The organism is Sphingobium chungbukense (assembly GCF_001005725.1).
In the GTDB taxonomy this organism is placed as follows: Bacteria; Pseudomonadota; Alphaproteobacteria; order Sphingomonadales; family Sphingomonadaceae; genus Sphingobium; species Sphingobium chungbukense.
Map to the genome: position 1 here is coordinate 1,012,749 of NZ_LBIC01000001.1, position 23,040 is coordinate 1,035,788.

The window sequence follows — 23,040 nt, forward strand, 5'->3', positions numbered from 1 at the left end:
GTATAAGGGCGGTTGATGCGTCAGATCGCCGCCCTTCCCTATGCGACCGATCCCGACGGGTCGATGCGCATCCTGCTGATCACGTCGCGGGAAACGAAGCGCTGGGTGATTCCCAAGGGCAACCGGATCAAGGGCATGGCCGGCCATCGCGCTGCCGAACTCGAGGCGTTCGAGGAAGCTGGCATTCACGGCATCGCCTGTCCGGCGCCGATCGGTCGCTATCGTTATGACAAGAAAAAGCGCAAGGGCGACGTGCGCGAAGCGACGGTCGAGGTGTTCCCGCTGGCGGTGACGGGCCAGTTGCCGCAATGGCCCGAACAGGGGCAGCGGGAGTTGCGCTGGTTTCCCGTGGCCGAGGCGGCGAAAGCTGTCGACGAACCCGATCTACAATTCATTATCGCAGCCTTCCGCGAACCCCCGAAAGATCCGGGCCTGTTCGTGCGGATGTTGCTGCGTGTCAGGGAATGGCAAAGCGAAAGGACTGGAATGCTGCGCTGGTTTCATGCGCTGATGCCCAAGCAGGGGCGCTTTTTCGAGCAGTTTGAGGATCATGCGGCGACCCTGGTTGCCGGTGCCGATGCGCTCGCCAGGCTGCTCAAGGGCGGGCCGGATATGGATAGTCATATCAAGGAGATATCGGATCGCGAGCATGAGGCGGATGATATCATCCGCGAGGTGTTGCAGGATGTCCGTCGCATCTTCGTGACGCCGTTCGATCGCAGCGCCATCACCGGGTTGATCGGCGTGATGGACGACGCCATCGATCAGATGAATCAGACCGCGAAGGCAATCGCCCTGTTCGAGGTGAAGCAATTCCCCTCCCAGATGCAGGACATGAGTGCCCTGATCGTCGAATGCGCGCGGATCACGGCGGAGGCGATGCCGCTGCTGCGCTCGCTCAACCTCAATTCGGCGCGGTTGCATGATCTGACCGAACGGCTGGTGAAGCTGGAAGGGCATGCAGACATTCTGCACGAAGCAGGGTTGAAGGCGCTCTATGTCCAGGCGCGGCAGGGCAATCCGATGGATTTCGTCGTCGGCAACGAAATCTACAGCCATCTGGAAAAGGTGACCGACCGTTTCGAGGACGTCGCCAACGAGATTTCCGGCCTGGTCATCGACCACGCCTGACCCGGCCAGAGCAAGATCATGGAAGCCCATATCGCCTTTCCGCTGCTGGTCGGCCTGATCGGTATCGCGTTGCTGTTCGACTTTCTGAACGGGCTGCACGACGCCGCCAATTCGATCGCGACCATCGTGTCGACGCGGGTCTTGAAGCCGCAATATGCGGTCGCCTGGGCGGCATTCTTCAACTTCATCGCCTTCCTGTTCTTTGGCTTGCATGTGGCCGAGACGGTGGGGAAGGGCATTGTCGATGCCAACATCATCGACCCGCAGGTGATCTTCGGCGCGCTGATGGGGGCGATAAGCTGGAACCTCATCACCTGGGGGCTGGGCATTCCTTCCTCCAGCAGCCATGCGCTGATCGGCGGCCTGCTGGGCGCGGGGACGGCCAAGGCGGGTTTGTCCGCCGTGGTATGGAGCGGGGTGTTCACGACCAGTGCCGCCATCGTGATGTCGCCGGCCATCGGCCTGATGCTGGCGCTGTTGCTGGTGTTGATCATGAGCTGGATCTTCCGTCGCTTCACGCCGCAGGGCGCGGACCGGGTGTTCCGCAAGTTGCAGCTATTGTCCGCCTCGCTCTATTCCCTGGGGCATGGCGGTAATGACGCGCAGAAGACCATGGGGATCATCGCCGTCCTGCTCTATTCCCAGGGCATGCTGACGGGCGGTTTTCATGTGCCCTTCTGGGTGGTGCTGAGCTGTCAGGCGGCGATGGGCATCGGCACGATGCTGGGCGGGTGGAAGATCGTCCATACCATGGGGTCGAAGATCACGCGGCTGAGCCCGGCGCAGGGCTTCTGCGCGGAGACGGGCGGCGCGATCACGCTGTTCATGGCGAACCATCTGGGCGTGCCGGTGTCGACCACCCATACCATTACCGGCGCGATCGTGGGCGTGGGGGCATCGCGGCGGCTGTCGGCGGCGCGATGGAATGTGGCGTCCAGCATCATCGTGGCGTGGGTCGTGACCCTGCCTGCCGCAGCCGGGATCGGCGCGGCCTTCTATGCCTTGGTGCGCCTGTTCTGACATGAAGAGGGCGCGGCCGGTTTCCCCGCCGCGCCCTTCCTCTCCTGAACCTGTTAAATGCTTAGAGCGCGCTGCGTCAAATCTGACGCAGGTAGCGCACTCCAAGCTTGTGTTGTCGCATCGTTTTGAGCGGAAAACCGGTTCCCACTTTTCCGCACGATGCTCAGCTCACCCGGCCGAGGCGGTGGTAGAGATTGGCATATTTGACCGATTCCGGCTTGTCCTGAACCTCGCGCAGATAATGGGCGATGGCGGTGCGGATCAGGCCGAAATCCTCTTGGCTGAACACCGCGCGAGAGCGAGCGGGCTGGGGGCTTTCAGTCGTTTCCATGGGCATTCCCTTCTTGTGTTCGTGGCGGCCGTTCCGACCGGATGCCGCTTAAAACCATGAATGTCGTGGCGAGGTAAGGGCGATTAGTGGGGGCGTGTCATGAGCCGACTTGTTCATACTGTCATTATTTGACATAGTGACAGTATGGCGGATGATCGGAAGCTTTATCTCGGGCCGAAACTACGCGTCTTGCGGCGGGAACTGGGGCTGAACCAAACGCGGATGGCGGAGGAACTGGGGGTATCACCCAGTTACCTCAACCATCTGGAGCGTAATCAACGCCCCTTGACCGCGCAGATGCTGCTGCGGCTGGCTAACGTCTATGACATCGACATTCGCGATTTCGTCGCCAGTACGCAGGAGGGGGCGGCCAGCGCCCTGGGGGAGATATTGTCCGATGCGCTGGTGCGCGACATCGGGATCGCCCGCGACGAAGTGCTGGAGGTCGCGGAGAATTATCCGGGGGTCAGCGAGGCGATCGCCCGTTTCTACCGGGCGCTCAGCGACCTGCGGCGCCTGCCCGAGCAGGTGGCCGCGGGGCCGGGCGGGGCGGCGCCGTTGCACGCGCCGATCGACTGGTTGCGCGAAACCATATCGCGGGCGGGCAATCATTTTGCCGAGCTGGATGCGGCGGCGGAAGGGCTGGCGGGCGAACTGGGGGACGATCCCTCGGCCATGCAGGCGGGCATCAGGGCGCGGTTGAAGGAACGGCATGGCATGGCCGTGCAGATCGTGCGGGAGGATGTGCTGGCGGGCACGCTGCGCCATTATGACATGCACCGGCGGCGGCTGTTGCTGAGCGAGCGGTTGGCCTCTTCGGGACGGCTGTTCGCAATCGCATACCAGCTTTGCGCGCAGGAACTGGCGGACGCGATCGGCAGCCAGGTGGCGAAGGCGGGGCCGCCGGACGAGGACAGCCGTCGCCTGGCCGGGATCGCGCTCACCAACTATGCGGCGGCGGCGCTGATCATGCCCTATGACCGTTTCGCCAGGGCGGCCGAGCAGAGCCGGCACGACCTGCCGCTGCTGCGGGCGCGCTTCGGCGTGTCGATGGAGCAATTGGCGCATCGCCTCACCAGCCTGGGGCGGACGGGGGCGCGGGGCGTGCCCTTCTTCATGGCGAAGCTGGACCGGGCGGGGTTGCTGTCGAAGCGCTTCGACGGCGAGGCCTGGCCCTTTGCGCGGCTGGGCGGCACCTGCCCGCGCTGGGACGCGCATGAAGCGCAGGAGCCGGACGCGGTGCGCCCGCAACTGATCGAGACGATGGACGGGCGGCGCTTCATCAGCCTGACCATCGGCCTGCCGAGGGAGGGTGGGGCGCGGGGACGCTCCGTGATCGCGCTCGGCTGCGAGGCGAAGCATGCGGGTAGGATCGTGCATGCCGACGGGATCGAGGTGGAAAAGGGGGCGGCGACGGAGGTGGGGCCGACCTGCCATCTGTGCGAGCGGCGGGGCTGCCCGGATCGCGCCCTGCCGCCGGTGACGCGGGCGCTGGATCTGCATGGCTATGAGCGGACGGTGGCGCCGTTTCCGTTTCGGCGGGTTTGAAAGGCCGTTAACGTCGGCTTTCAGCCCCTGGCGCCTGATCCAAGCAGCCAGGCCACTGTTACCCCCGCGCTACCCGGCTCAGGGGCCTTCGCTCATCTAAAAAAGAAAGACGTCGATATGACCGATGTAAGGCGCCCTATCCGTCGTCCTTGACGCTTCGCCAAGTTCCAGGCGTTGCCGGCAGCGCGCGACCCTTGAAGATCGCGCACCGGCCGCTGCGTCAGGCGCCGTTTCCCCGTGGTTCCAGCGCCTGCCGAACCAGCATGTCGTCCCCCGTCTCGTGGAACCAGTTGGGATAGAGTTTGGGCGTCGACGCCATGGCGTCGAGTTCGGCCAGGCTTTCGGGCGTGAGCGCCAGATCGATCGCCGCGACATTGTCGCGAAGCTGTTGCGCCTTGGTGGTGCCAAGCAGGATGCTGCTCACCGCCGATCGGGATAACAGCCAGGCCAGCGCCACTTGCGGCACGGTGGCGTCATGCTCCCTGGCGATGCGCCGCACGGTCTCGATCAAGGCAAAGCCGGCTTCGTAATCGATCGGAAGGAAACTCGCGAAGAGGCCGTCGCTGAAGCGCGATTCCGGCCCGCGGATCGTGTCCATGTCAAACTTGCCGGTGAGAAAACCGAAGGCGAGGGGACTCCAGATGGTCAGGCCCAGGCCATAATTTTGCGCCATGGGAACGATGTCGGCCTCGACGTCGCGGCCGATGAGAGAATAATAGACCTGTCCATGCGTGAACTGCGCCCATCCATTGGCCTTTTGCATTTCGATGGCGGCGGCAACCTTCCAGGCCGACCAGTTGGAATAGCCCAGATAACGCGCCTTGCCGGAGCGCACCACGTCGTTGAGCGCTTCGAGCGTTTCTTCCAAGGGTGTGTAGCGATCTTCCCGATGGGCGATATAGATGTCGGTCCAGTCGGTGTTCAGGCGGCGCAGGCTGTCGTCGATGGACGCCATGATGTGCCGCCGGGAAAGGCCGGATTGCGTCAGCGGCGCGCCCGAACGAACGCCCACTTTCGTCGAGATGACCACATCCTGCCGCCGATCTTTCAGGGCCTTGCCCAGAACGATTTCGGCTTCCCCGCCGGTATACATGTCGGCGGTGTCGAAATAGTTGATGCCAAGGTCGATGGCTTCGCCAATCAGGCGCGCGGCATGGTCGAGATCCACCTTCTGCAGGATCGACCCTGACTTGGCTTCGATCCCCAACGTCATGGTGCCAAAGGCCATCCGCGACACCAAAAGACCGGAATTGCCGAGCAAGCGATATTGCATAATCCCCATTCCTCTATCTTTTTTTGGGGATATTAGTCCTTTTTGATGCCATATCAATCATGATGCGCAATTTTTCTGCCAATTGAGATAGCGCAATGGTATGCCGGTTGCGTCGGTCGGGCATGATTGGTCGAGATGCCTCGGCGAGAGGATGGCGCAGCGGCCCGCATCGAAACCATGTCGGTCAGGCTGAGGCCTATCGGCAACATATGATTTTATTGGAAAATCTGGAGCGGGCGAAGGGATTCGAACCCTCGACCCCAACCTTGGCAAGGTTGTGCTCTACCCCTGAGCTACGCCCGCTCTGGCGGCCGGAGGATGTGTCCTCTCGGCGGGTGGGGGGCAACTAGCAGCGGCTTCCCCCCTCGGCAAGGGGAGAATTTGCAGAAAGTCATTTTTTTCTGCCCAACGCCATTTCCTCCCTTCCAACGGGTTGCGCACCTTGCATTTTGGCGAAGTCCAGCCATCTGCTAAACCGCCATTCATAAAATCCGTTGGCGGCGATGGACATAATCGGCTCGCCTTTCGTATCGCAGAAGATAGGAGGAGCGCAGCGCATGCCAGACCCGTTGACGCGACGCAGCCTGCTTCAAGGCAGCGCCGCTGCCGCCGCCGCCATTTCCGTTTCGGGCGAAGCGCAAGCCGCGCCGGCCGGCAGCCCGCAACGCCGCAAGGAGCAACAGCAGATGAACCCGGTAGGACTGACCGTGAACGGCCGCGAAGTGCATCTTCAGCTCGATCCGCGCACCACCCTGCTCGATGCGTTGCGCGAGCATATGCACCTCACCGGCACCAAAAAAGGCTGCGACCATGGCCAGTGCGGCGCCTGCACCGTCATCGTGGAGGGGCGGCGGATCAATAGCTGCCTTACCCTCGCCGTCATGCATGAGGGCGACCGGATCACCACCATCGAGGGCCTGGGCACGCCGGAAAAGCTCCACCCGATGCAGCGCGCCTTCATCACCCATGACGGCTATCAGTGCGGCTATTGCACGCCCGGCCAGATCTGCTCGGCGGTGGCGGTGCTGGAGGAGATCGGGGCGGGCATCCCCAGCCACGCCACCGAAAATCTCGACCAGATCGCCTTTTCCGACAATGAGGTGCGCGAGCGGATGAGCGGCAACATCTGCCGCTGCGCCGCCTATCCCAACATCGTCGCGGCGATTCGCGAGGTTGCGGAAGGAGAAAAGGCATGAGGCCCTTCACCTACAGCCGCGCCGCCAGCGTCGAGGAGGCGGCGAAGACCGCCGCCACCACCCCAGGCGCGCGATTCATCGCGGGCGGCACCAACCTGCTCGACCTGATGAAGCTCCAGATCGAGACGCCGGCCCATCTGATCGACGTCAACCATCTCGGTCTCGACCGGATCGAGCCGACGGCGGAAGGCGGCCTTAAAATCGGCGCGCTGGTCCGCAACACCGATCTCGCCGCCGACAAGACCGTCCGCCGCGATTATGCGGTGCTCAGCCGCGCGCTGCTGGCGGGCGCCTCGGGGCAACTCCGCAACAAGGCGACGACGGGCGGCAATCTGCTCCAGCGCACCCGCTGCCCCTATTTCTACGACACGCGCATGCCCTGCAACAAGCGCCGGCCCGGCAGTGGCTGCGGCGCGCTCAAGGGGGTGAGTCGCAGCCTCGCCATCCTCGGCACCAGCGAAGCGTGCATCGCGCAGCATCCTTCCGACATGGCGGTGGCGCTGCGCCTGCTCGACGCGCAGGTGGACACGGCGAGCGCCGACGGCAGCCGCCGGTCGATCCCGATCGCGGATTTCCACCTGCTGCCCGGCGACACGCCGCATATCGAAAATGCGCTCAAGCCCGGCGAACTCATCACCTCGGTGACGCTGCCCCGGCCGCTGGGCGGCACCCATGTCTATCGCAAGGTCCGCGACCGTGCCTCCTATGCCTTTGCGCTGGTGTCGGTCGCGGCGGTATTCGCAAAGGACGGCCAGACCCGCTTCGCCTTCGGCGGCATCGCGACCAAGCCCTGGCGCACCCCCGCGGCCGACGCCGCTGCCTCCTCCGGCGCGGCGGCCGTGGCCGAAGCGGCGCTCAGCGACGCCCGCCCGACCGTGCACAATGCGTTCAAGCAGCGGCTGACCGCCCGCACCCTCGCCTCGCTCTACCGTCAGAAGGGGGCCTGAGCCATGAAGTTCGACACGCCCGCTACCACCAATCCGATCGACCGGGGCCGCGTCATCGGCATTCCCCATGACCGCATAGACGGCGCCGCCAAGGTCACGGGCACCGCACCCTATGCCTATGAACGCCACGATGCCGCGCCCAACGCCGCCTATGGCTGGATCGTCGGATCGGCGATCGCCAAGGGGCGGATCAACGCCATGGACCTGCGCGCCGCGGAGGCCGCGCCCGGCGTATTGGGCATCGTCACGCACCAGAATGCCGGCGCACTGGGCAAGGGCAATATGAACACGGCCCCTCTTCTCGGCGGGCCGCAGATCGAACATTATGAACAGGCGGTGGCGCTGGTGATCGCCGACACGCTGGAAAATGCGCGTGACGCCGCCCAGCTCGTCCGCATCGATTATGCGGTGGAGCAGGGCCGCTTCGACCTCGCGGCGGAGCGTGACAGGGCGGTCCGGCCGCAGGACGGCTTCGGCGGCCCGGCGGATACCCAGGCGGGCGATTTCGATGCCGGATTCGCGAAGGCGGCGGTGAAGATCGATCAGCGCTATACCACTCCCGATCAAAGCCACGCGATGCTGGAGCCGCACGCCACAACGGCCGCATGGAACGGCGATCAGCTCACCCTTTGGACCGCGAACCAGATGATCGCCTGGAGCGTGGGCGAAATGGCGAAGACGCTGCAAATTCCGAAGGAGAATATCCGCTTCGTCTCGCCCTATATCGGCGGCGGTTTCGGCGCGAAGCTGTTCCTTCGGGCCGATGCGCTGCTGGCGGCGCTGGGCGCGCGCCTCGCCGGCCGTCCGGTCAAGGTCGCGATCGCCCGGCCGCAAATCCCCAACAACACCACCCATCGCCCCGCCACCATCCAGCGCATCCGCCTCGGCGCCGACAAGCATGGCGTGATCGACGCCATCGCCCATGAGGTCTGGTCGGGCGACCTGCCCGGCGGCGGCGCGGAGACGGCGGCGCAGCAGACGCGCTTGCTCTACCGCGGCGCCAACCGGCTGACGACGCATCGCCTCGCGATGCTCGATTTGCCGGAGGGCAATGCCATGCGCGCGCCGGGCGAGGCCGTGGGCCTGCTGGCGCTGGAAGTCGCAATGGACGAGCTGGCCGAAGCCTGCGGCATCGATCCGGTCGAACTGCGCATCCGCAACGATGTGCAATATGATCCCGAAGCGGGACCGCAGCGCCCCTTTTCCAGCCGCAAGCTGGTCGAATGCCTCCGCCAGGGTGCCGAACGTTTCGGCTGGAGCCATCGCAATCCCAAGCCCGGACAGGTGCGCGACGGCCGCTGGCTGGTCGGCATGGGTGTCGCCTCCGCCTTCCGCAACAATCTGGTCATGAAATCGGGCGCGCGCATCGGCGTCGATGGCAAGGGGCATGTCATCGTCGAAACCGACATGACCGACATCGGCACCGGCAGCTATACCATCATCGCCCAGACGGCGGCGGAGATGCTGGGCGTGCCGCTGGAGGCCGTGACCGTGCGCCTGGGCGACAGCCGCTTTCCGGCATCGGCCGGATCGGGCGGACAATGGGGCGCCAACAGCGCCACGGCGGGCGTCTATGCCGCCGCCATGGCGCTGCGCGCGAAGCTGGCGGAAAAGGCGGGTTTCCCGGCGGACCAGGCATTGTTCGAGGATGGGCTGGTGCGCCTTGGCAACCAGTCCCAGCCGATCGGCACGCTGGCCGGAGGCGAGGGCCTCTGGGCGGAGGACAGCATCGATTTTGGCGACCTTGCCGAACGCTATGCGCAGGCGACATTCGGCGCACATTTCTGCGAGGTCGGCGTGGACATCGACACCGCCGAGGTCCGTGTCCGCCGCATGGGCGGTGCCTTTGCCGCCGGGCGCATCCTCAATCCCAAATCGGCGCGTAGCCAGGTGATCGGCGCGATGACCATGGGGGTCGGCGCGGCGTTGATGGAGGAACTCAGCGTCGACACCCGGTTCGGCTTTTTCGTCAATCACGACATGGCCGAATATCTGGTGCCGGTGCACGCCGACATTCCGCAGCAGGACGTGCTGTTCATCGACGAACTGGACGACAAGAGCTCACCCATGAAGGCCAAGGGCGTCGGCGAACTCGGCATTTGCGGGGCCGGGGCGGCGGTCGCCAATGCGATCTACAATGCGACGGGCATCCGCCTGCGCGATTATCCGCTGACGATCGACAAGATTCTGGCTGCGTCAGTCGGCGATAGGAGCGCTTGAAGTTCTGTTGCGGCGCCCCTAGTGCCTCTCGCCAAGAGAGGAAGGGGCGCCAATGAAATATCTCCCGTTATCACTGGCTCTGGCCGCAATTCCGACGGTTGCGGCCGCCGAGACGGAGGCGCCCGATCCGGCGCGCATCGTCGTGACGGGGGAGGGGCTTTCCCTGCCGCCGGGAACCCCGGCCTATGGATCTTTGATCATCGACCGGGACCGCCTGACCAACAGCGCCTCCGGCCGGATCGAAAGCGTGCTGGGCGACGTTGCCGGGTTCCAGCAATTCCGCCGCTCCGACAGCCGCTCCGCCAATCCGTCGGCGCAGGGGGCCACGCTGCGCGCGCTGGGCGGCAATGCGTCGAGCCGGACATTGGTGCTGCTCGACGGCGTGCCGTTGGCCGATCCCTTTTTCGGCTATATTCCGTTCAGCGCCCTGGTACCCGATCGCCTGTCGGTGGTGCGGGTAACGCGCGGCGGCGGGATAGGGGCCTTTGGCGCGGGCGCGGTGGCGGGGACCATCGAACTCGCCAGCGCTACCCGCGACCAGTTGCCGACCTTCGCGGCAAGCGCCTTCTACGGCAGCAGGGACGCGACCGAACTCTCCGCCAGCCTGACCCCGGACCTGGGCAGCGGTTACGTCTCCCTTTCCGGCCGCTGGGATCGGGGCGACGGCTTCCAGACCACGCCCAGGGACCAGCGCGTCGCCGCCACGGCACCCGCCGCCTATGACGGCTGGTCGACCAATTTGCGCGCCGTCGCGCCGCTTTCGGCCACATCGGAAATCCAGTTCCGCGGCACCCTCTTCCGCGACGAGCGGACCTTGCGCTTCAAGGGCGCGGACAGCATGAGCGAGGGGCAGGACGCCAGCATCCGCTTCATCTCGCGCGGCGCCTGGCAGGTCGATGCGCTGGCCTATATCCAGGCGCGCAACTTCTCCAACATCGTGATTTCCGCTTCCACCTTCCGCAAGTCGCTCGACCAGCGCAACACGCCCTCGACCGGCATCGGCGGCAAGATCGAGCTGCGCCCGCCGGTCGGCCCCGACCATGTGCTGCGCATCGGCGCCGACACGCGCTTCGCCACCGGCGACATGTTCGAGGACGCCTATAACGCCAATATCGCGGCGAATCCGGTCACTTCCCGGCGCCATGCGGGCGGTGAGCAGATGACCACCGGTTTCTTTGCCGAGGATGACTGGTCCCTCGGCAAACTGGTCCTGACCGGCGGTGTACGGGCGGATCGCTGGACGATCAGCAACGGCTTCTATCGCGCCACCGGCACGGGCGCGGCGAACAACAGCTTTGCCGACCGTTCCGACTGGCAATTTTCCGGAAGGGCAGGTGCGCTCTACCGGATCGGCGACGCCGTCGCCTTGCGCGGCGCGGCCTATACCGGCTTCCGCCTGCCGACGCTCAACGAACTCTACCGGCCCTTCGTGGTCTTCCCGGTCACGACGCAGGCCAATCCCGCACTCAATCCGGAAAAGCTCAAGGGTGTGGAGGCTGGGGTCGACCTTAACCCGGTGAGCGGCATCACTTTCTCCGCGACGGCCTTCTACAACCGACTCGATGATGCCATCGCCAATGTGACGCTCAATCCCTCCAACCCCAATGTCCGCCAGCGTCGGAATGTCGATGCCATCGTCGCCAAGGGGTTCGAACTGACCGCCTCGGGCCGCATCGCGGATTTCCTGCTCTCGGCCTCCTATGCCTATAGCCACAGCACGGTCCGTGCGCCGGGCATGCGGTTCGATGGCCTGGCCCCGCGCAAAGCCCGCGCCACGCCGCCAGCGCCACGCTCGCCTGGGAACCCAGGCAAGGCCCGGCGCTCTCCGCCACGCTGCGCTATGTCGGCAAGCAATATGAGGACGACCTCCAGACCGACGTGCTGCCCGATGCGCTGACCGTCGACGCGGTGGCCCGCTTGCCGCTGGGCCATGGCGTTACCCTGGTCGCGCGCGGTGAGAATCTCTTCGATGAAGAGGTGGTCACCCGCAATGCCGGAGGGTCGATCGACCTGGGCACACCCCGGACGCTGTGGATCGGCGTCCGTTTTACCGGTTGAAGCGCAACCTTCGGAAAAAGCACGCTGGTTGAGGCAGGGCAAAGCTGTATGAGGGACGCCATGCGCTTCTCCTTCCTGCTCGCCCTGCCGCTCCTTGCCGCCACGCCCGCCCAGGCATGGGGGCCGGTCGGCCATCGCATTACCGGCGCCATCGCCGACCAGAATCTGAGCGGCGCCGCACGCGCCCAGGTCCGTCTGCTTCTGGGTGTCGAGGATCTGGCGGAAGCGGCGACCTGGCCCGACGACATGAAGTCCGATCCCGCCGACTTCTGGCGCAAGACCGCCAGCCCCTGGCATTATGTCACGGTGAAGGAAGGCGATCGTTACGGCCCCGCCGACGCCCCGAAGGAGGGCGATGCGATCACCGCGCTCAAACGCTTCACCGCCACGCTGCGGGACGGCAAGGCTCCGCTGGAGGACCGCCGCCTCGCGCTCCGCTTCATCGTCCACATCCTTGGCGACCTGCACCAGCCGCTGCACGCGGGAGGCGGCAACGATCGCGGCGGCAATGATGTGAAGGTCACCTTCTTCGGTCAGGCGACCAACCTGCATTCGGTCTGGGATTCGGGCCTGATCGAACAGCGTGCCCTGTCCTATTCGGAATATGCGAACTGGCTCTCGCGCTCGATCACGCCGGCCCAGTTCATCGACTGGAGCGCCAGCGGTCCGGCGACCTGGGTTCGCGAAAGCATCGCCCTGCGCAAGACCATCTATCCGGCCGAGGCCGATCTGTCCTGGGACTATGCCTATCAGCATCGCGCCGAACTGGACGACCGTTTGCGGCGCGGCGGGGTACGCATCGCCGCCTATCTGAACGCCATTTTCGATTCGACCGCGCCGACCGGCGACATGCCATGAAGCTTCTCGCGCACACCCGCCGGCGAAATATCAAGCTATGGGCAAATCGGGCGACCATCCGGTCACGGGAGGAAAATGGTGCTGCCGGTGAGGATTGAACTCACGACCTCAGCCTTACCAAGGATGCGCTCTACCACTGAGCTACGGCAGCACTATTTTCAGCTCCATCCGGCGTTTCGCGCCAGCGGAGCCGGGCCTATGGCCGCCCCATCGTCCCATGTCAAGGCGGCTTGCGGCAGAAGATGCAAATTGCTTAAGGGCGGGTCATGACAAACGGTCGGGACGAACGGAAAGAGCGCTTGGCGCAGGCGTTGCGGGACAATCTGCGCCGCCGCAAGGCCCAGTCGCGTGAATCGCGGAGTGAGGAAACCCCCCAGCGCCCGGAGGACGCCAGGGGGTAGAAACAAAAGACATATGCTCCCGCGAAGGCAGGAGCGCATGCGGTTACAGGGGCGCGCAGGCCGCCTTCAACCAATCGAGCGCCGAGCCCTCGATCTGCGGGCCGACGACCTCCACCACCCTGGCATGATAGGCGTCCAGCCAGGCCCGCTCTTCGCCGGTCAACAGTTCCACGGCGATCGCATGGCGGTCGATCGGGGCGAAGGTCAGCGTCGCGAAGCCCAACATCTCCCGCTCGGCGCCCGGCACGTCCCGCGCCTCCACCAGCACCAGATTCTCGATCCGGATGCCATATTCGCCGGTCTTGTAATAACCCGGCTCGTTCGACAGGATCATGCCCGGCTGCAACGGCTCGTCCCCGCCGCCGAAGGTCGCGATCCGCTGAGGCCCCTCGTGCACCGACAGGAAGCTGCCGACGCCGTGCCCGGTGCCATGGGCATAATCCAGCCCCTCGGCCCACAGGAACTGCCGCGCCAGCACGTCGAGCTGCCCGCCCCGTGTTCCCTTCGGAAACTGCGCCCGAGCGAGCGCGATATGCCCCTTCAGCACCAAGGTGAAGCGCCGCTTCATCTCGTCGGTCGGCGTGCCGATGGCGACGGTCCGGGTCACGTCGGTCGTGCCGTCGCGATATTGCCCGCCCGAATCGACCAGATAGAAGCTGCCCGTCTCGATTGCGCGATTGGTCTTTTCCTCGACCCGGTAATGCACCACCGCGCCATTCGGCCCCGCGCCGGAAATGGTGTCGAAGGACAGGTCCTCCAGCAGCCCCGTCTCCTTGCGGAACGCCTCCAGCTTCGCCGCCGCGCCCAGTTCGTCGATGCCGCCCCTGGGCGCTTCCACCGCGATCCAGTGCAGGAACCGCGACAGCGCCGCCCCGTCGCGCGCCTGCGCCGCCTTGTGTCCGGCGATCTCGACGGGGTTCTTCACCGCCTTGGGCAACACCGCCGGATCGCGCAGCGGCAATATGGTGGCGCCACCCGCATCCAGCGCCTCGAAGATCGCCGCCACCGCCCGCTCGGGATCGGCCACCACGGTCTTCCCCGCGAAGCCCGCCAGCGCATCGGCAAAACCGGCGCGATCATGCACCCGCACCGCATTGCCCAGATGCTTCACCACCGCCTCGTCGATCTTCTCGGGCGCGACATAAAGGTCCGCCGTCGCATCGGCATGGACGATGGCATAGGCCAGCGCCACGGGCGTCCGCTCCACATCCCTGCCCCGGATGTTGAAGGTCCAGGCCAGCGAATCCAGCGCCGACAGCACCGCCGCATCGGCATGTTTGCCGACCAGCCAGTCGGCCATCGCCTGCCGTTTCTCCGCCGACGACTGCCCGGCATGACGGTCCTCGTGCACCACCAGCTTGGCATCGCTCGGCGCGGGCCGATCCGGCCACACCGCATCCACCGGATTGGTGTCGACGGCCACCAGTTCCGCGCCCCGTTCGGCCAGCGCCTCGCCCGCCGCCTTCACCCAGGCGCGCGTATGCAGCCAGGGATCGTAACCGATCCTCCCGCCGGCGGCCGCATGCTTGCCGAGCCAGGCCGCCACGGACGTCTGAGGCACGCTCTCATAGTGCCAGTGCGCCCCGTCCACCTGCTCGCGCACCTGGAGCGTATAGCGCCCATCCACGAAGATCGCCGCTTCCTCGGGCAGCACGACGGCGCTTCCCGCCGAGCCCTGGAAGCCCGTCAGCCAGGCCAGCCGTTGCGCATAGGCGCCGACATATTCGCTCATATGCTCGTCGGTCAGCGGCACGACGAAGCCGTCCAGCCGGTCGCGCACCAGTTGCGCGCGCAAGGCCTTCAGGCGGTCTTCATAGGTGGACATTGAAATTCCCTTGGATCAAACGGTCCTCTTGCACAGGACGCCATGCGCCCAACATAAGCAGACCAGGGCACTTACGCCAGATCAGGACTTTGAATGACCGCTTCCGCTCCGCTCTCCCCGAAAGATCCTCCCAAGGCCGAAACCCGCGCGCACAGCTTCACCCGCCACGGCATCACGGTGGAGGACCCCTATGCCTGGCTGCGCGATCCGGGCTATCCGGAGGTGAAGGACCAGGCCGTGCTGTCCTATCTGGAGGAGGAGAACGCTTTCTTCGAAGCCGCGATGCAACCGCGCAAGGCGCTGACCGACCGGCTGTTCGAGGAGATGAAGGGCCGCATCAAGGAAGATGACAGTTCGGTCCCGCAGAAGGACGGCGACTATATCTACTGGCGCGCCTTCGAGATCGGCGCCCAGTACCGTAAATGGTATCGCAGGCCCGTGACGGCCAAAGCGGACGGCAGCGACGACCAGCTCATCCTCGACGAACCCGCGCTGGCGCAAGGCCATGATTATTTCCGCCTGGGCGCCATGTCGGTCAGCCCGGACGGCCGCTACCTGGCCTATGCGATCGACGATAACGGCTCGGAACGGTTCGAGGCGCGGATCAAGGACCTGACGACCGGCGAGCTTCTCCCCGAAATCATCCCCGACACCCTGTCCTCGCTGGTGTGGACCAGCGACAGCAAGGGGCTGCTCTACGGCATCGCCAACGACCAGTGGCGCACCGACAATGCCCGCCTCCACTGGCTGGGCCAGCCGGTCGAATCCGACATCGAACTGTTCCACGAGGATGATGAGGGCTTCCGCGTCTCGGTCGGCCTGACCTCCTCGGAAAAATGGATCGTGATCGCGACCGGCGATCATGTGACGACCGAAGCCTGGCTGCTCCCCGCCGACAATCCCACGGCGAAGCCGCTGCTCGTCGCCCCGCGCCAGCCTGGCCGCGAATATGAGGTGGATGAGCATGAGGGCACGCTCTACATCCGCACCAACGACACCCACCCGAATTTCCGGTTGGTGAAATCGACCCTCGCCGCCCCCGACGAGTGGGAAGAGGTGATCGCGCCCGATACCCATTTCTACCTGACCGATTTCACGCTGTTCAAGGGCTTCTACGTCACCGAAGGGCGGCAGGACGGCCTCGACCAGATCGAGCTGCGCGACTATGCGAGCCATGAACCGAAACGCATTCCCTTCCCGGAAGCCAGCTATTCCGCCTCGCTCGACGACAATCCCGAATATGACGTGACGAAGCTGCGCATCGGCTATGAATCCATGGTCACGCCCGACACCATCTATGATTATCACCTTGCCACGGGTGAACTCGAGGTCCTGAAGATGCAGGAAATCCCCTCGGGCTATGACGCGACCCGCTATGCCACCGAGCGGCTGATGATCCCCGCCCGCGACGGCACGCAAATCCCGGTGTCGATCGTCTATCCCAGGGACCTGCCCCGCGACGGCAGCGCCTTGCTCAACCTCTACGGCTATGGCGCCTATGGCATCGCGATGGAGCCGGGCTTCTCCACCAGCCGGCTGTCCCTTCTGGACCGGGGCTTCGCCTTCGCGCTCGCCCATATCCGCGGCGGGGACGATCTTGGCCAGCAATGGTATCTCGACGGCAAGCTCGACAAGCGCACCAACACCTTCACGGATTTTGTGGACGTGGCGAAGGGCCTGATCGACCTTGGCTATACCAGCAAGGGAAGGATCAGCATTTCCGGCGGTTCGGCCGGCGGCGAGCTGATGGGCGCGGTGATCAACAGCGATCCCGACCTGTGGGGCGCGGTCGTGGCGCATGTGCCCTTCGTCGACGTCCTCAACACCATGCTGGACGAGACGCTGCCCCTGACACCCGGCGAATGGCCCGAATGGGGCAACCCTTGCCTGGACAAGGCCGCCTTCGAGACGATCCTCTCCTATGATCCCTACAGCAATGTCAGCGCGCAGGCCTACCCGCCGCTGATGGTGACCGCGGGCCTCAACGATCCCCGCGTCACCTATTGGGAACCGGCCAAATGGGTCGCCAGGCTGCGCGCCAACAAGACGGACGGCAACATGCTGATCCTCAAGACCAATATGGGCGCAGGCCATGGGGGCAAGTCGGGCCGCTTCGAAAGCCTGCGCGAAACGGCGGAGGAATTCGCCTTCATCCTCTGGCAATTGGGCGTCGCGGACTGATGCCCTCCACCTACACCCGCACCTTCACGGCAGGCCCGGAGCATATCGACATGCTTGGCCATGTGAACAATGCGGTCTGGGTCCAGTGGATGGAGCAGGTCGCGACCGAGCACTGGACCCAGGATGCGGACCCGGCGCATGTCGACGCCTATGTCTGGGTCGTGACCCGGCATGAGATCGACTATCGCGGGAACGTCCGGCAGGGTGAAACGGTTTCTGTCCGGACCTGGATCGCGGAAGCGCCGCGCGGCGCCCGGTTCGACCGCCACATGGAATTTACCGGCCCCGACGGCAAGGTAAAGGTGGCGGCTAAATCGACATGGGCGATCATCGACAAGGAAACGGGAAGAATCCTGCGCGTTCCGACCGAAGTTTCTGCGCCTTTCCTGAACAACGGTTCATCCGGAACTTAGCCATATCTACGCACGTTCTTCGGTCCACCAATAATGATGACAGGAGAATTTATGCGTAAGATCGGCACATCTATACGTTTCTTTGCTGCTGCATCGGCTCTGTTTCTTGCCAGCGGTCCGGCATTGGCAGGGGACGAGGAGCGGGCGCTGGCCGCCATCGCCCAGGCCCAGGGCAAGATCGACGCCGCCGGAAAGCTCAAGGCGGGCGAAGCCAATCCGGCCGTTCTCGCCAGGGCGCAGGCATCGCTCCGTCTGGCCCAGGAACAGCTCAAGAGCGGTAAGGAACAGGCCGCCATCCGGGCAGCGATCGAAGCCCAGCAATTTGCCGATACCGCCATCGGGCAGAGCCAGGCCCGCGCCGAAACCGACGCCCAGATCCAGGCATCGACCGCCGCCTCGGCGCAGCAGGATGCCGCTGCCGCCAATGCGCGGGCGGAAGCGGCTGAGCGTGCAGCCTCCGCCGCCGCTGCAGACGCGCAGGCTGCCCGTGCCGCCGCCGCCACGCCCGCTCCCGCCACGACGACCGTGACCACGGAGACGGTGAAGACGGTCCCGACGACGGTCGTGCGCAAGGCCGCCCCGGCCAAGCGCAAGGTCGTGCGCAGGACCACCAGCCCCGCCCGCGCGTCGGTGGTGGAACGGACGACCACCACCGTGTCGAGCCGTTAAAGCGATTTCCACTCAGATGGCGTCATCTGACGATCGAGACATCGCGCGCTTGATCATCACGGATACGCTAAGGGCACGGCCCCTGGGCAGGGAACCATTCCGGGTTCCCTGCCCATCCTTCATGCCGCGCGGTCTTCCGCCTTCGTCTTCCACAACGACCAGACGACCCCCGCGCCGATCAGCGCAAAGGTCACGCCCAGGCTCAGCGCCGGCGGGAACTTGCCCCCATCCAGCAGGAAGTCCGCCACGAAGATCTTGGTCCCGATGAACACCAGGATCGCGGCAAGCGCATATTTGAGGTAGTGGAAGCGGTGCACCATGGCCGACAGCGCGAAATACAGCGCGCGCAGGCCCAGTATCGCCATCACGTTCGACGTATAGACGATGAACGTATCGGTCGTGATCGCGAAGATCGCGGGCACGCTGTCCACCGCGAACACCAGATCGGCGAAATTGATGACGATCAGCGCCAGCAGCAGCGGCGTCGCGGCCCGCACCATCCGGCCCGTCTTCGGATCCTTCATGCGGGCGAGGAAATGCTCGCCATGCAGCTCCGGCGTCACCCGCATATGCGTCGAGATGAAGCGGATCAGCGGATTTTTGCCGACATCCATCGGCTCGTCGCCCGCGAACATCATCTTGATGCCGGTGAAGATCAGGAAGGCGGCGAACAGGTACAGCACCCAATAGGCTTCATGCAGCAGCATCGCCCCGCCCGCGATCATCAGGCCGCGCAGCACGATCACGCCGATGATGCCCCAGAGCAGCGCCCGATACTGATATTTCGCCGGAATCGCGAAATAGGAGAAGATCAGGCTGATCACGAAGACATTGTCGATCGACAGCGCCTTCTCGATGAAGAAGCCGGTGAAATATTGCATCCCCGGCTCCGGCCCGCGCACGAACCAGACCCAGACGCCGAAAGCCATGGCGATGCTGATGTAGAAGAGGGAGAGTTTCAGGCTCTCCCTGATGCCGATCTCCTTGTCCTCCTTGTGCAGGAAACCAAGGTCGAAGGCCGTCAGCGCCGCAACGATGGCGAAGAAGGCCAGCCAGAACCACGCCGGTGTCCCCAGCCAGTCCATGAAGAGAAATTCCACGGGATATGCTCCTCTCGTTCAACAACAAGGTTGATCGGAGAATCCGCTGCGAAGGGGAGGGGGTGGTCCAAACCAAGCCGTCAGTCGCATCGGATAGTCCGATGCGGTCCGACATCACGCGCTGTTTGAGGTCAGCGCGCCAGAGGGGCCCGGTCCGCGAGCGCGACCATAGCTGCGGAAGCCGCCAAAATCAACCGGACCCCATTTCTCCCCACGACGGATGGGGAGGGGGACGGCGGCAGAAGGCGGTGGTGGAGGGAAAATGGTGCAGCCCGAGCCGCGTTGCCCTTGCCCCAGCGGCAAAGGCCGCCATCAACCCCTGCGCAGGTCAACCACTTCGAAAACATCCTCGATCTTCGGCTCGACCTCCGGCGCTTGGGCCATCTCGTCCCGCTCGGTCGCCTGCCGTGCCCACATGGTCGCGTAAAGTCCGTCCGCCCGCACCAGATCGCCGTGCCGCCCGCGTTCGACGATACGGCCCTGCTCCAGCACGATGATCTCGTCGGCATCGACCACGGTGGACAGGCGGTGCGCGACGATCAGCGTCGTGCGCTTGCGTGCGATGCTGCGCAGCACGTCCTGGATTTCCGTCTCGGTCCGGCTGTCGAGCGCACTGGTCGCTTCGTCGAGCACCAGCACCGGCGGGTCCTTCAGCAATGTGCGTGCAATCGCCACGCGCTGCTTCTCCCCGCCGGACAGTTTCAGGCCGCGCTCGCCGACCCGCGTCGCATAACCCTGCGGCAGTCCCATGATGAAATCGTGGATCGACGCCGCCTTGGCCGCTTCCTCAATCTCTTCCTGGGTCGCGCCCGCCCGGCCATAGCCGATATTATAGCCGACCGTATCGTTGAACAGCACCATGTCCTGCGGCACGATGCCGATGGCCGAACGCAGCGACCCCTGGGTGACCTGGGCGATGTCCTGCCCGTCGATCAGGATGCGTCCGCCCTGAATGTCGTAAAACCGGAACAGCAGCCGCGCGATGGTCGATTTGCCCGCGCCCGAAGGTCCGACGATCGCCAGCGTCTTGCCCGCCGGCACGGCGAAGCTCACGCCATGCAGGATTTCGCGTTCGGGATCATAACCGAAATGCACATGGTCGAAGCGCACCTCGCCCGTCTCGACATGCAGGACCGGTGCACCCTGCGCATCGGCGATCTCGGCCTGCGTGTCGATCAGCTTGTACATCGCCTCCATGTCGATCAGCCCCTGCCGGATCGTCCGATAGACCATGCCCAGCAGGTCGAGCGGCCGGAAAAGCTGGCTCAGCAACGTGTTGACCAGCACCACGTCGCCGGTCGAGAATTGCCCCTTGCTCCACCCCCAGACGGTATAGCCCATGGCCCCCGCCATCATCAGGTTGGTGATCAGGGACTGTCCGATATTCAGCCAGGCCAGCGAATTTTCCGACTTCACCGCCGCATCGGCATAGCGCCGCATCGCCTTGGCATAGCGCGCCGCCTCGCGATCCTCGGCGCCGAAATATTTGACCGTCTCGAAATTGAGCAGGCTGTCGACGGCATGGGCGACGGCGTTGGTGTCCATGTCCACCATGTCGCGCCGCAACTGGTTGCGCCATTCGGTGATGGTCCGGGTGAACCAGATATAGAGGCCCACCATCACCAGCGTCGCCGCGACCAGTCCGGGACCGAACTTCACGAAGAAGATGACGCAGACCGCCGCCAGTTCCAGCACGGTCGGCGCGATGTTGAACAGCATGAAATAGAGCATCGTGTCGATGCTCTTCGTGCCCCGTTCGACGATCTTGGTGACGGCGCCGGTCCGCCGGTCGAGATGGAAGCGCAGCGACAGCCGATGCAGATGCACGAACACATCGTCGGCCAGCCGCCGCCCGGCTTCCTGGCCCACCCGCTCGAAAATGGCGTTGCGCAGATTGTCGAACAGCACGCTGCCAAAGCGCGCGCCGGCATAGGCCACCACCAGCGCCACGGCGAGGCCCGCGCCGGACTCCATGCCCGGCACCATCCGGTCGACCGCGCCCTTGTAAGCGAAGGGCATGGCAAGGCTGACGATCTTCGCGACCAGCACCAGCACCATGGCGATCGCCACCCGTCGCCTCAGGGCAGGGGCATCGGCCGGCCAGAGATAGGGGAAAAAGCGCCGCAGCGTCGCCCAGATGGGCGGAAGGGGCGAATTGTCGGGCGTGGATGGCGGCATGGGGGTTATGTAGGGTTCTGAGCCGTCCGCATCCAGTAGGTTCAACCTTGCGGTCAAGTAATCCGTGCTCCTGCGAAGGCAGGAGCCCAGATCAGAGGGTGGAACTGGGCTCCTGCCTTCGCAGGAGCACGCAGCTACCATTTGCGCGGTAGGCGTTAATCCCGCAGCAGTTCGTTGATCCCGGTCTTGGACCGGGTCTGGGCGTCGACGCGCTTCACGATCACCGCGCAATAGAGGCTCGGCCCCGGCGTGCCGTCGGGCAGCGGCTTGCCCGGCAGGCTGCCCGGCACGACCACCGAATAGGGCGGCACTTCGCCGATGAAGATTTCGCCGGTGGTGCGGTCGACGATCTTGGTCGACATGCCGATGAACACGCCCATCGACAGCACCGAACCCTTGCCGATGCGCACGCCTTCCACGACTTCGGAACGGGCGCCGATGAAGCAGTCGTCCTCGATGATCACCGGATCGGCCTGCAACGGCTCCAGCACGCCGCCGATGCCGACGCCGCCCGACAGGTGGACGTTCTTGCCGATCTGCGCGCAGCTTCCCACCGTCACCCAGGTGTCGACCATCGTGCCTTCATCGACGAACGCGCCGATGTTGACAAAGCTCGGCATCAAAATGACATTCTTCGCAATGTGCGCACCCGCGCGGGCGAACGACCCCGGAACCGCGCGGAAACCGGCGGCGCGGAAAGCGGCCTCGTCCCAGCCGGCGAACTTGCTCGGCACCTTGTCCCACCAATGGCCCGCGCCCGGACCATTGTCGATCATCGCATTGTCGTTGAGGCGGAAGCTGAGCAGCACCGCCTTCTTCGCCCACTGGTTGACCTGCCAGGCTCCGGCGCCCTCGGTGCCGGTCGGTTCGGCGACGCGCAGTTCGCCCTTGTCCAGCAGCGCCAGCGCCTTGTCGACCGCCTGCCGGACTTCGCCCTGCGTCTGGAGATTGACGTTGGCCCGGTCCTCCCAGGCGGTATCGATGGTCGCGATCAGTTCGTTGCTCATGGTTGTTCCCCAAAAATATCCGCCAGAAACGGCGTCAGATGGTCGGTTTCGAAATCGATGAAATCGGGATGATGCTCGTGATTGCCGGCTTCCGAGCCGTTATTGACCCAGATGGTGGCCATGCCGATCGCCTTGGCGGGGCGCAGGTTGCGGGCCATGTCCTCGAAAAAGGCGGCCCGCATCGGATCGACATGGTGGACCCGGCAGAGTTCGGCATAGCCCGACGGGTCGGGCTTGGGCACATATTGGCAGGCATGGATGTCGTGGATCAGCTCGAACGCCCCGGCGAGGCCGAGCTTGTCCAGCACGCGCCCGGCATAGGCAGCATCGCCATTGGTGAAGATCAGCCGCCGCCCCGGCAGCGCGGCGATATGGGCGTTCAGTGCCTCGTCCACCTCCAGCCGGTCCATCGATATGTCGTGGACATAGTCGAGAAATTCGCGCGGCTCGATGCCATGATGGTGCATCAGGCCGGACAGCGTCGTGCCATGCTCCAGGAAATAGCGCTTCTGCGTCTGTTTCGCGACCACCGGATCGCAGCCGAGCAGCCCCTGGATGAACTCCCCCATCTTCACGTCGATCAGGGCGAACAGGTCCGCCTTCGCCGGGTAGAGCGTGTTGTCCAGATCGAAGATCCAGGTGTCGACATGGGCGAGATCGGCGCGCATGGCCGCGCCCTAATCC

Annotated in this window: 17 protein-coding genes, 2 tRNA genes and 1 pseudogene; 11 read left to right on the forward strand and 9 right to left on the reverse strand. The window is 64.8% G+C overall.

From position 1 onward, the window contains the following. Nucleotides 1-15 precede the first annotated feature (15 nt). Nucleotides 16-1,131, forward strand: coding sequence for a DUF47 family protein (locus YP76_RS05110; RefSeq protein WP_046762437.1), 1,116 nt, complete (start codon nucleotides 16-18; stop codon nucleotides 1,129-1,131). An 18-nt stretch (nucleotides 1,132-1,149) separates the two neighbouring features. After that, complete coding sequence (locus YP76_RS05115) at nucleotides 1,150-2,151, forward strand: inorganic phosphate transporter (RefSeq protein WP_046762438.1); 1,002 nt, start codon at nucleotides 1,150-1,152, stop codon at nucleotides 2,149-2,151. 163 nt (nucleotides 2,152-2,314) lie between these two features. On the opposite strand, the gene YP76_RS28145 is transcribed toward YP76_RS05115, so the two are convergent. Next, entirely contained in the window at nucleotides 2,315-2,482 is a 168-nt protein-coding gene (locus tag YP76_RS28145) for a hypothetical protein (RefSeq protein ID WP_197707461.1), read from the reverse strand. Between the two features lie 144 nt (nucleotides 2,483-2,626). On the opposite strand from YP76_RS28145, the gene YP76_RS05120 reads away from it, so the two are divergent. Then, nucleotides 2,627-4,030, forward strand: a complete 1,404-nt coding sequence (locus YP76_RS05120; RefSeq protein WP_046762439.1) for a helix-turn-helix domain-containing protein — start codon at nucleotides 2,627-2,629, stop codon at nucleotides 4,028-4,030. Between the two features lie 220 nt (nucleotides 4,031-4,250). Here the strand turns inward: YP76_RS05120 and YP76_RS05125 are convergent, their stop codons facing one another. Together YP76_RS05125 and YP76_RS05130 are read right to left on the reverse strand one after the other, a co-directional pair. Continuing rightward, nucleotides 4,251-5,303, reverse strand: a complete 1,053-nt coding sequence (locus YP76_RS05125) for an aldo/keto reductase (protein ID WP_046762440.1) — start codon at nucleotides 5,301-5,303, stop codon at nucleotides 4,251-4,253. Between the two features lie 228 nt (nucleotides 5,304-5,531). Next, nucleotides 5,532-5,606: transfer RNA gene (locus tag YP76_RS05130), tRNA-Gly, on the reverse strand. A 254-nt stretch (nucleotides 5,607-5,860) separates the two neighbouring features. Between YP76_RS05130 and paoA the strand changes: the two genes are divergently transcribed. From paoA to YP76_RS05155, 5 genes and pseudogenes are all read left to right on the forward strand, one after another. Continuing rightward, nucleotides 5,861-6,499, forward strand: a complete 639-nt coding sequence (gene paoA / locus YP76_RS05135; RefSeq protein WP_046762441.1) for an aldehyde dehydrogenase iron-sulfur subunit PaoA — start codon at nucleotides 5,861-5,863, stop codon at nucleotides 6,497-6,499. Beyond that, complete coding sequence (locus YP76_RS05140) at nucleotides 6,496-7,446, forward strand: FAD binding domain-containing protein (RefSeq protein WP_046762442.1); 951 nt, start codon at nucleotides 6,496-6,498, stop codon at nucleotides 7,444-7,446. The genes paoA and YP76_RS05140 overlap by 4 nt, the downstream gene beginning before the upstream one ends. 3 nt (nucleotides 7,447-7,449) lie before the next feature. Beyond that, complete coding sequence (gene paoC, locus YP76_RS05145) at nucleotides 7,450-9,666, forward strand: aldehyde oxidoreductase molybdenum-binding subunit PaoC (protein ID WP_046762443.1); 2,217 nt, start codon at nucleotides 7,450-7,452, stop codon at nucleotides 9,664-9,666. Between the two features lie 52 nt (nucleotides 9,667-9,718). Then, nucleotides 9,719-11,724: pseudogene (locus tag YP76_RS05150) on the forward strand (TonB-dependent receptor). 60 nt (nucleotides 11,725-11,784) lie between these two features. Beyond that, on the forward strand, nucleotides 11,785-12,582 hold the full coding sequence (locus YP76_RS05155; protein WP_046762656.1) for a S1/P1 nuclease: 798 nt from the start codon (nucleotides 11,785-11,787) through the stop codon (nucleotides 12,580-12,582). Nucleotides 12,583-12,658: 76 nt separating this feature from the next. On the opposite strand, the gene YP76_RS05160 is transcribed toward YP76_RS05155, so the two are convergent. Together YP76_RS05160 and YP76_RS05165 are read right to left on the reverse strand one after the other, a co-directional pair. Next, nucleotides 12,659-12,733: transfer RNA gene (locus YP76_RS05160), tRNA-Thr, on the reverse strand. 293 nt (nucleotides 12,734-13,026) lie between these two features. Further along, nucleotides 13,027-14,808 (reverse strand): aminopeptidase P family protein, encoded by a 1,782-nt coding sequence (locus YP76_RS05165; RefSeq protein ID WP_046762444.1) that lies wholly within the window; start codon nucleotides 14,806-14,808, stop codon nucleotides 13,027-13,029. A gap of 93 nt (nucleotides 14,809-14,901) precedes the next feature. Here YP76_RS05165 and YP76_RS05170 point away from each other — a divergent pair, with 93 nt between their 5' ends. Genes YP76_RS05170 through YP76_RS05180 form a run of 3 tightly spaced genes read left to right on the forward strand, consistent with a single transcriptional unit; the run spans nucleotide 14,902 to nucleotide 18,071 of the window. Further along, entirely contained in the window at nucleotides 14,902-16,989 is a 2,088-nt protein-coding gene (locus YP76_RS05170) for a S9 family peptidase (protein WP_046762445.1), read from the forward strand. After that, entirely contained in the window at nucleotides 16,989-17,402 is a 414-nt protein-coding gene (locus YP76_RS05175) for an acyl-CoA thioesterase (protein ID WP_046762446.1), read from the forward strand. The genes YP76_RS05170 and YP76_RS05175 overlap by 1 nt, the downstream gene beginning before the upstream one ends. 51 nt (nucleotides 17,403-17,453) lie before the next feature. Further along, nucleotides 17,454-18,071: a hypothetical protein gene (locus YP76_RS05180; RefSeq protein WP_046762447.1), complete on the forward strand. Its 618-nt coding sequence runs from the start codon at nucleotides 17,454-17,456 to the stop codon at nucleotides 18,069-18,071. Between the two features lie 119 nt (nucleotides 18,072-18,190). Here YP76_RS05180 and YP76_RS05185 read toward each other — a convergent pair whose 3' ends face one another. From YP76_RS05185 to YP76_RS05200, 4 genes are all read right to left on the reverse strand, one after another. Beyond that, entirely contained in the window at nucleotides 18,191-19,171 is a 981-nt protein-coding gene (locus tag YP76_RS05185) for a TerC family protein (RefSeq protein WP_046762448.1), read from the reverse strand. Nucleotides 19,172-19,483: 312 nt separating this feature from the next. Next, the gene (locus tag YP76_RS05190) at nucleotides 19,484-21,349 is read right to left on the reverse strand and encodes an ABCB family ABC transporter ATP-binding protein/permease (RefSeq protein ID WP_046762449.1); all 1,866 of its coding nucleotides are present in this window, start codon (nucleotides 21,347-21,349) and stop codon (nucleotides 19,484-19,486) included. Between the two features lie 155 nt (nucleotides 21,350-21,504). Beyond that, nucleotides 21,505-22,356, reverse strand: coding sequence for a 2,3,4,5-tetrahydropyridine-2,6-dicarboxylate N-succinyltransferase (dapD, locus tag YP76_RS05195; protein WP_046762450.1), 852 nt, complete (start codon nucleotides 22,354-22,356; stop codon nucleotides 21,505-21,507). Next, the gene (locus YP76_RS05200; RefSeq protein ID WP_046762451.1) at nucleotides 22,353-23,024 is read right to left on the reverse strand and encodes a pyrimidine 5'-nucleotidase; all 672 of its coding nucleotides are present in this window, start codon (nucleotides 23,022-23,024) and stop codon (nucleotides 22,353-22,355) included. Before YP76_RS05200 ends, dapD begins: the two co-directional genes overlap by 4 nt. Nucleotides 23,025-23,040: the final 16 nt, after the last annotated feature.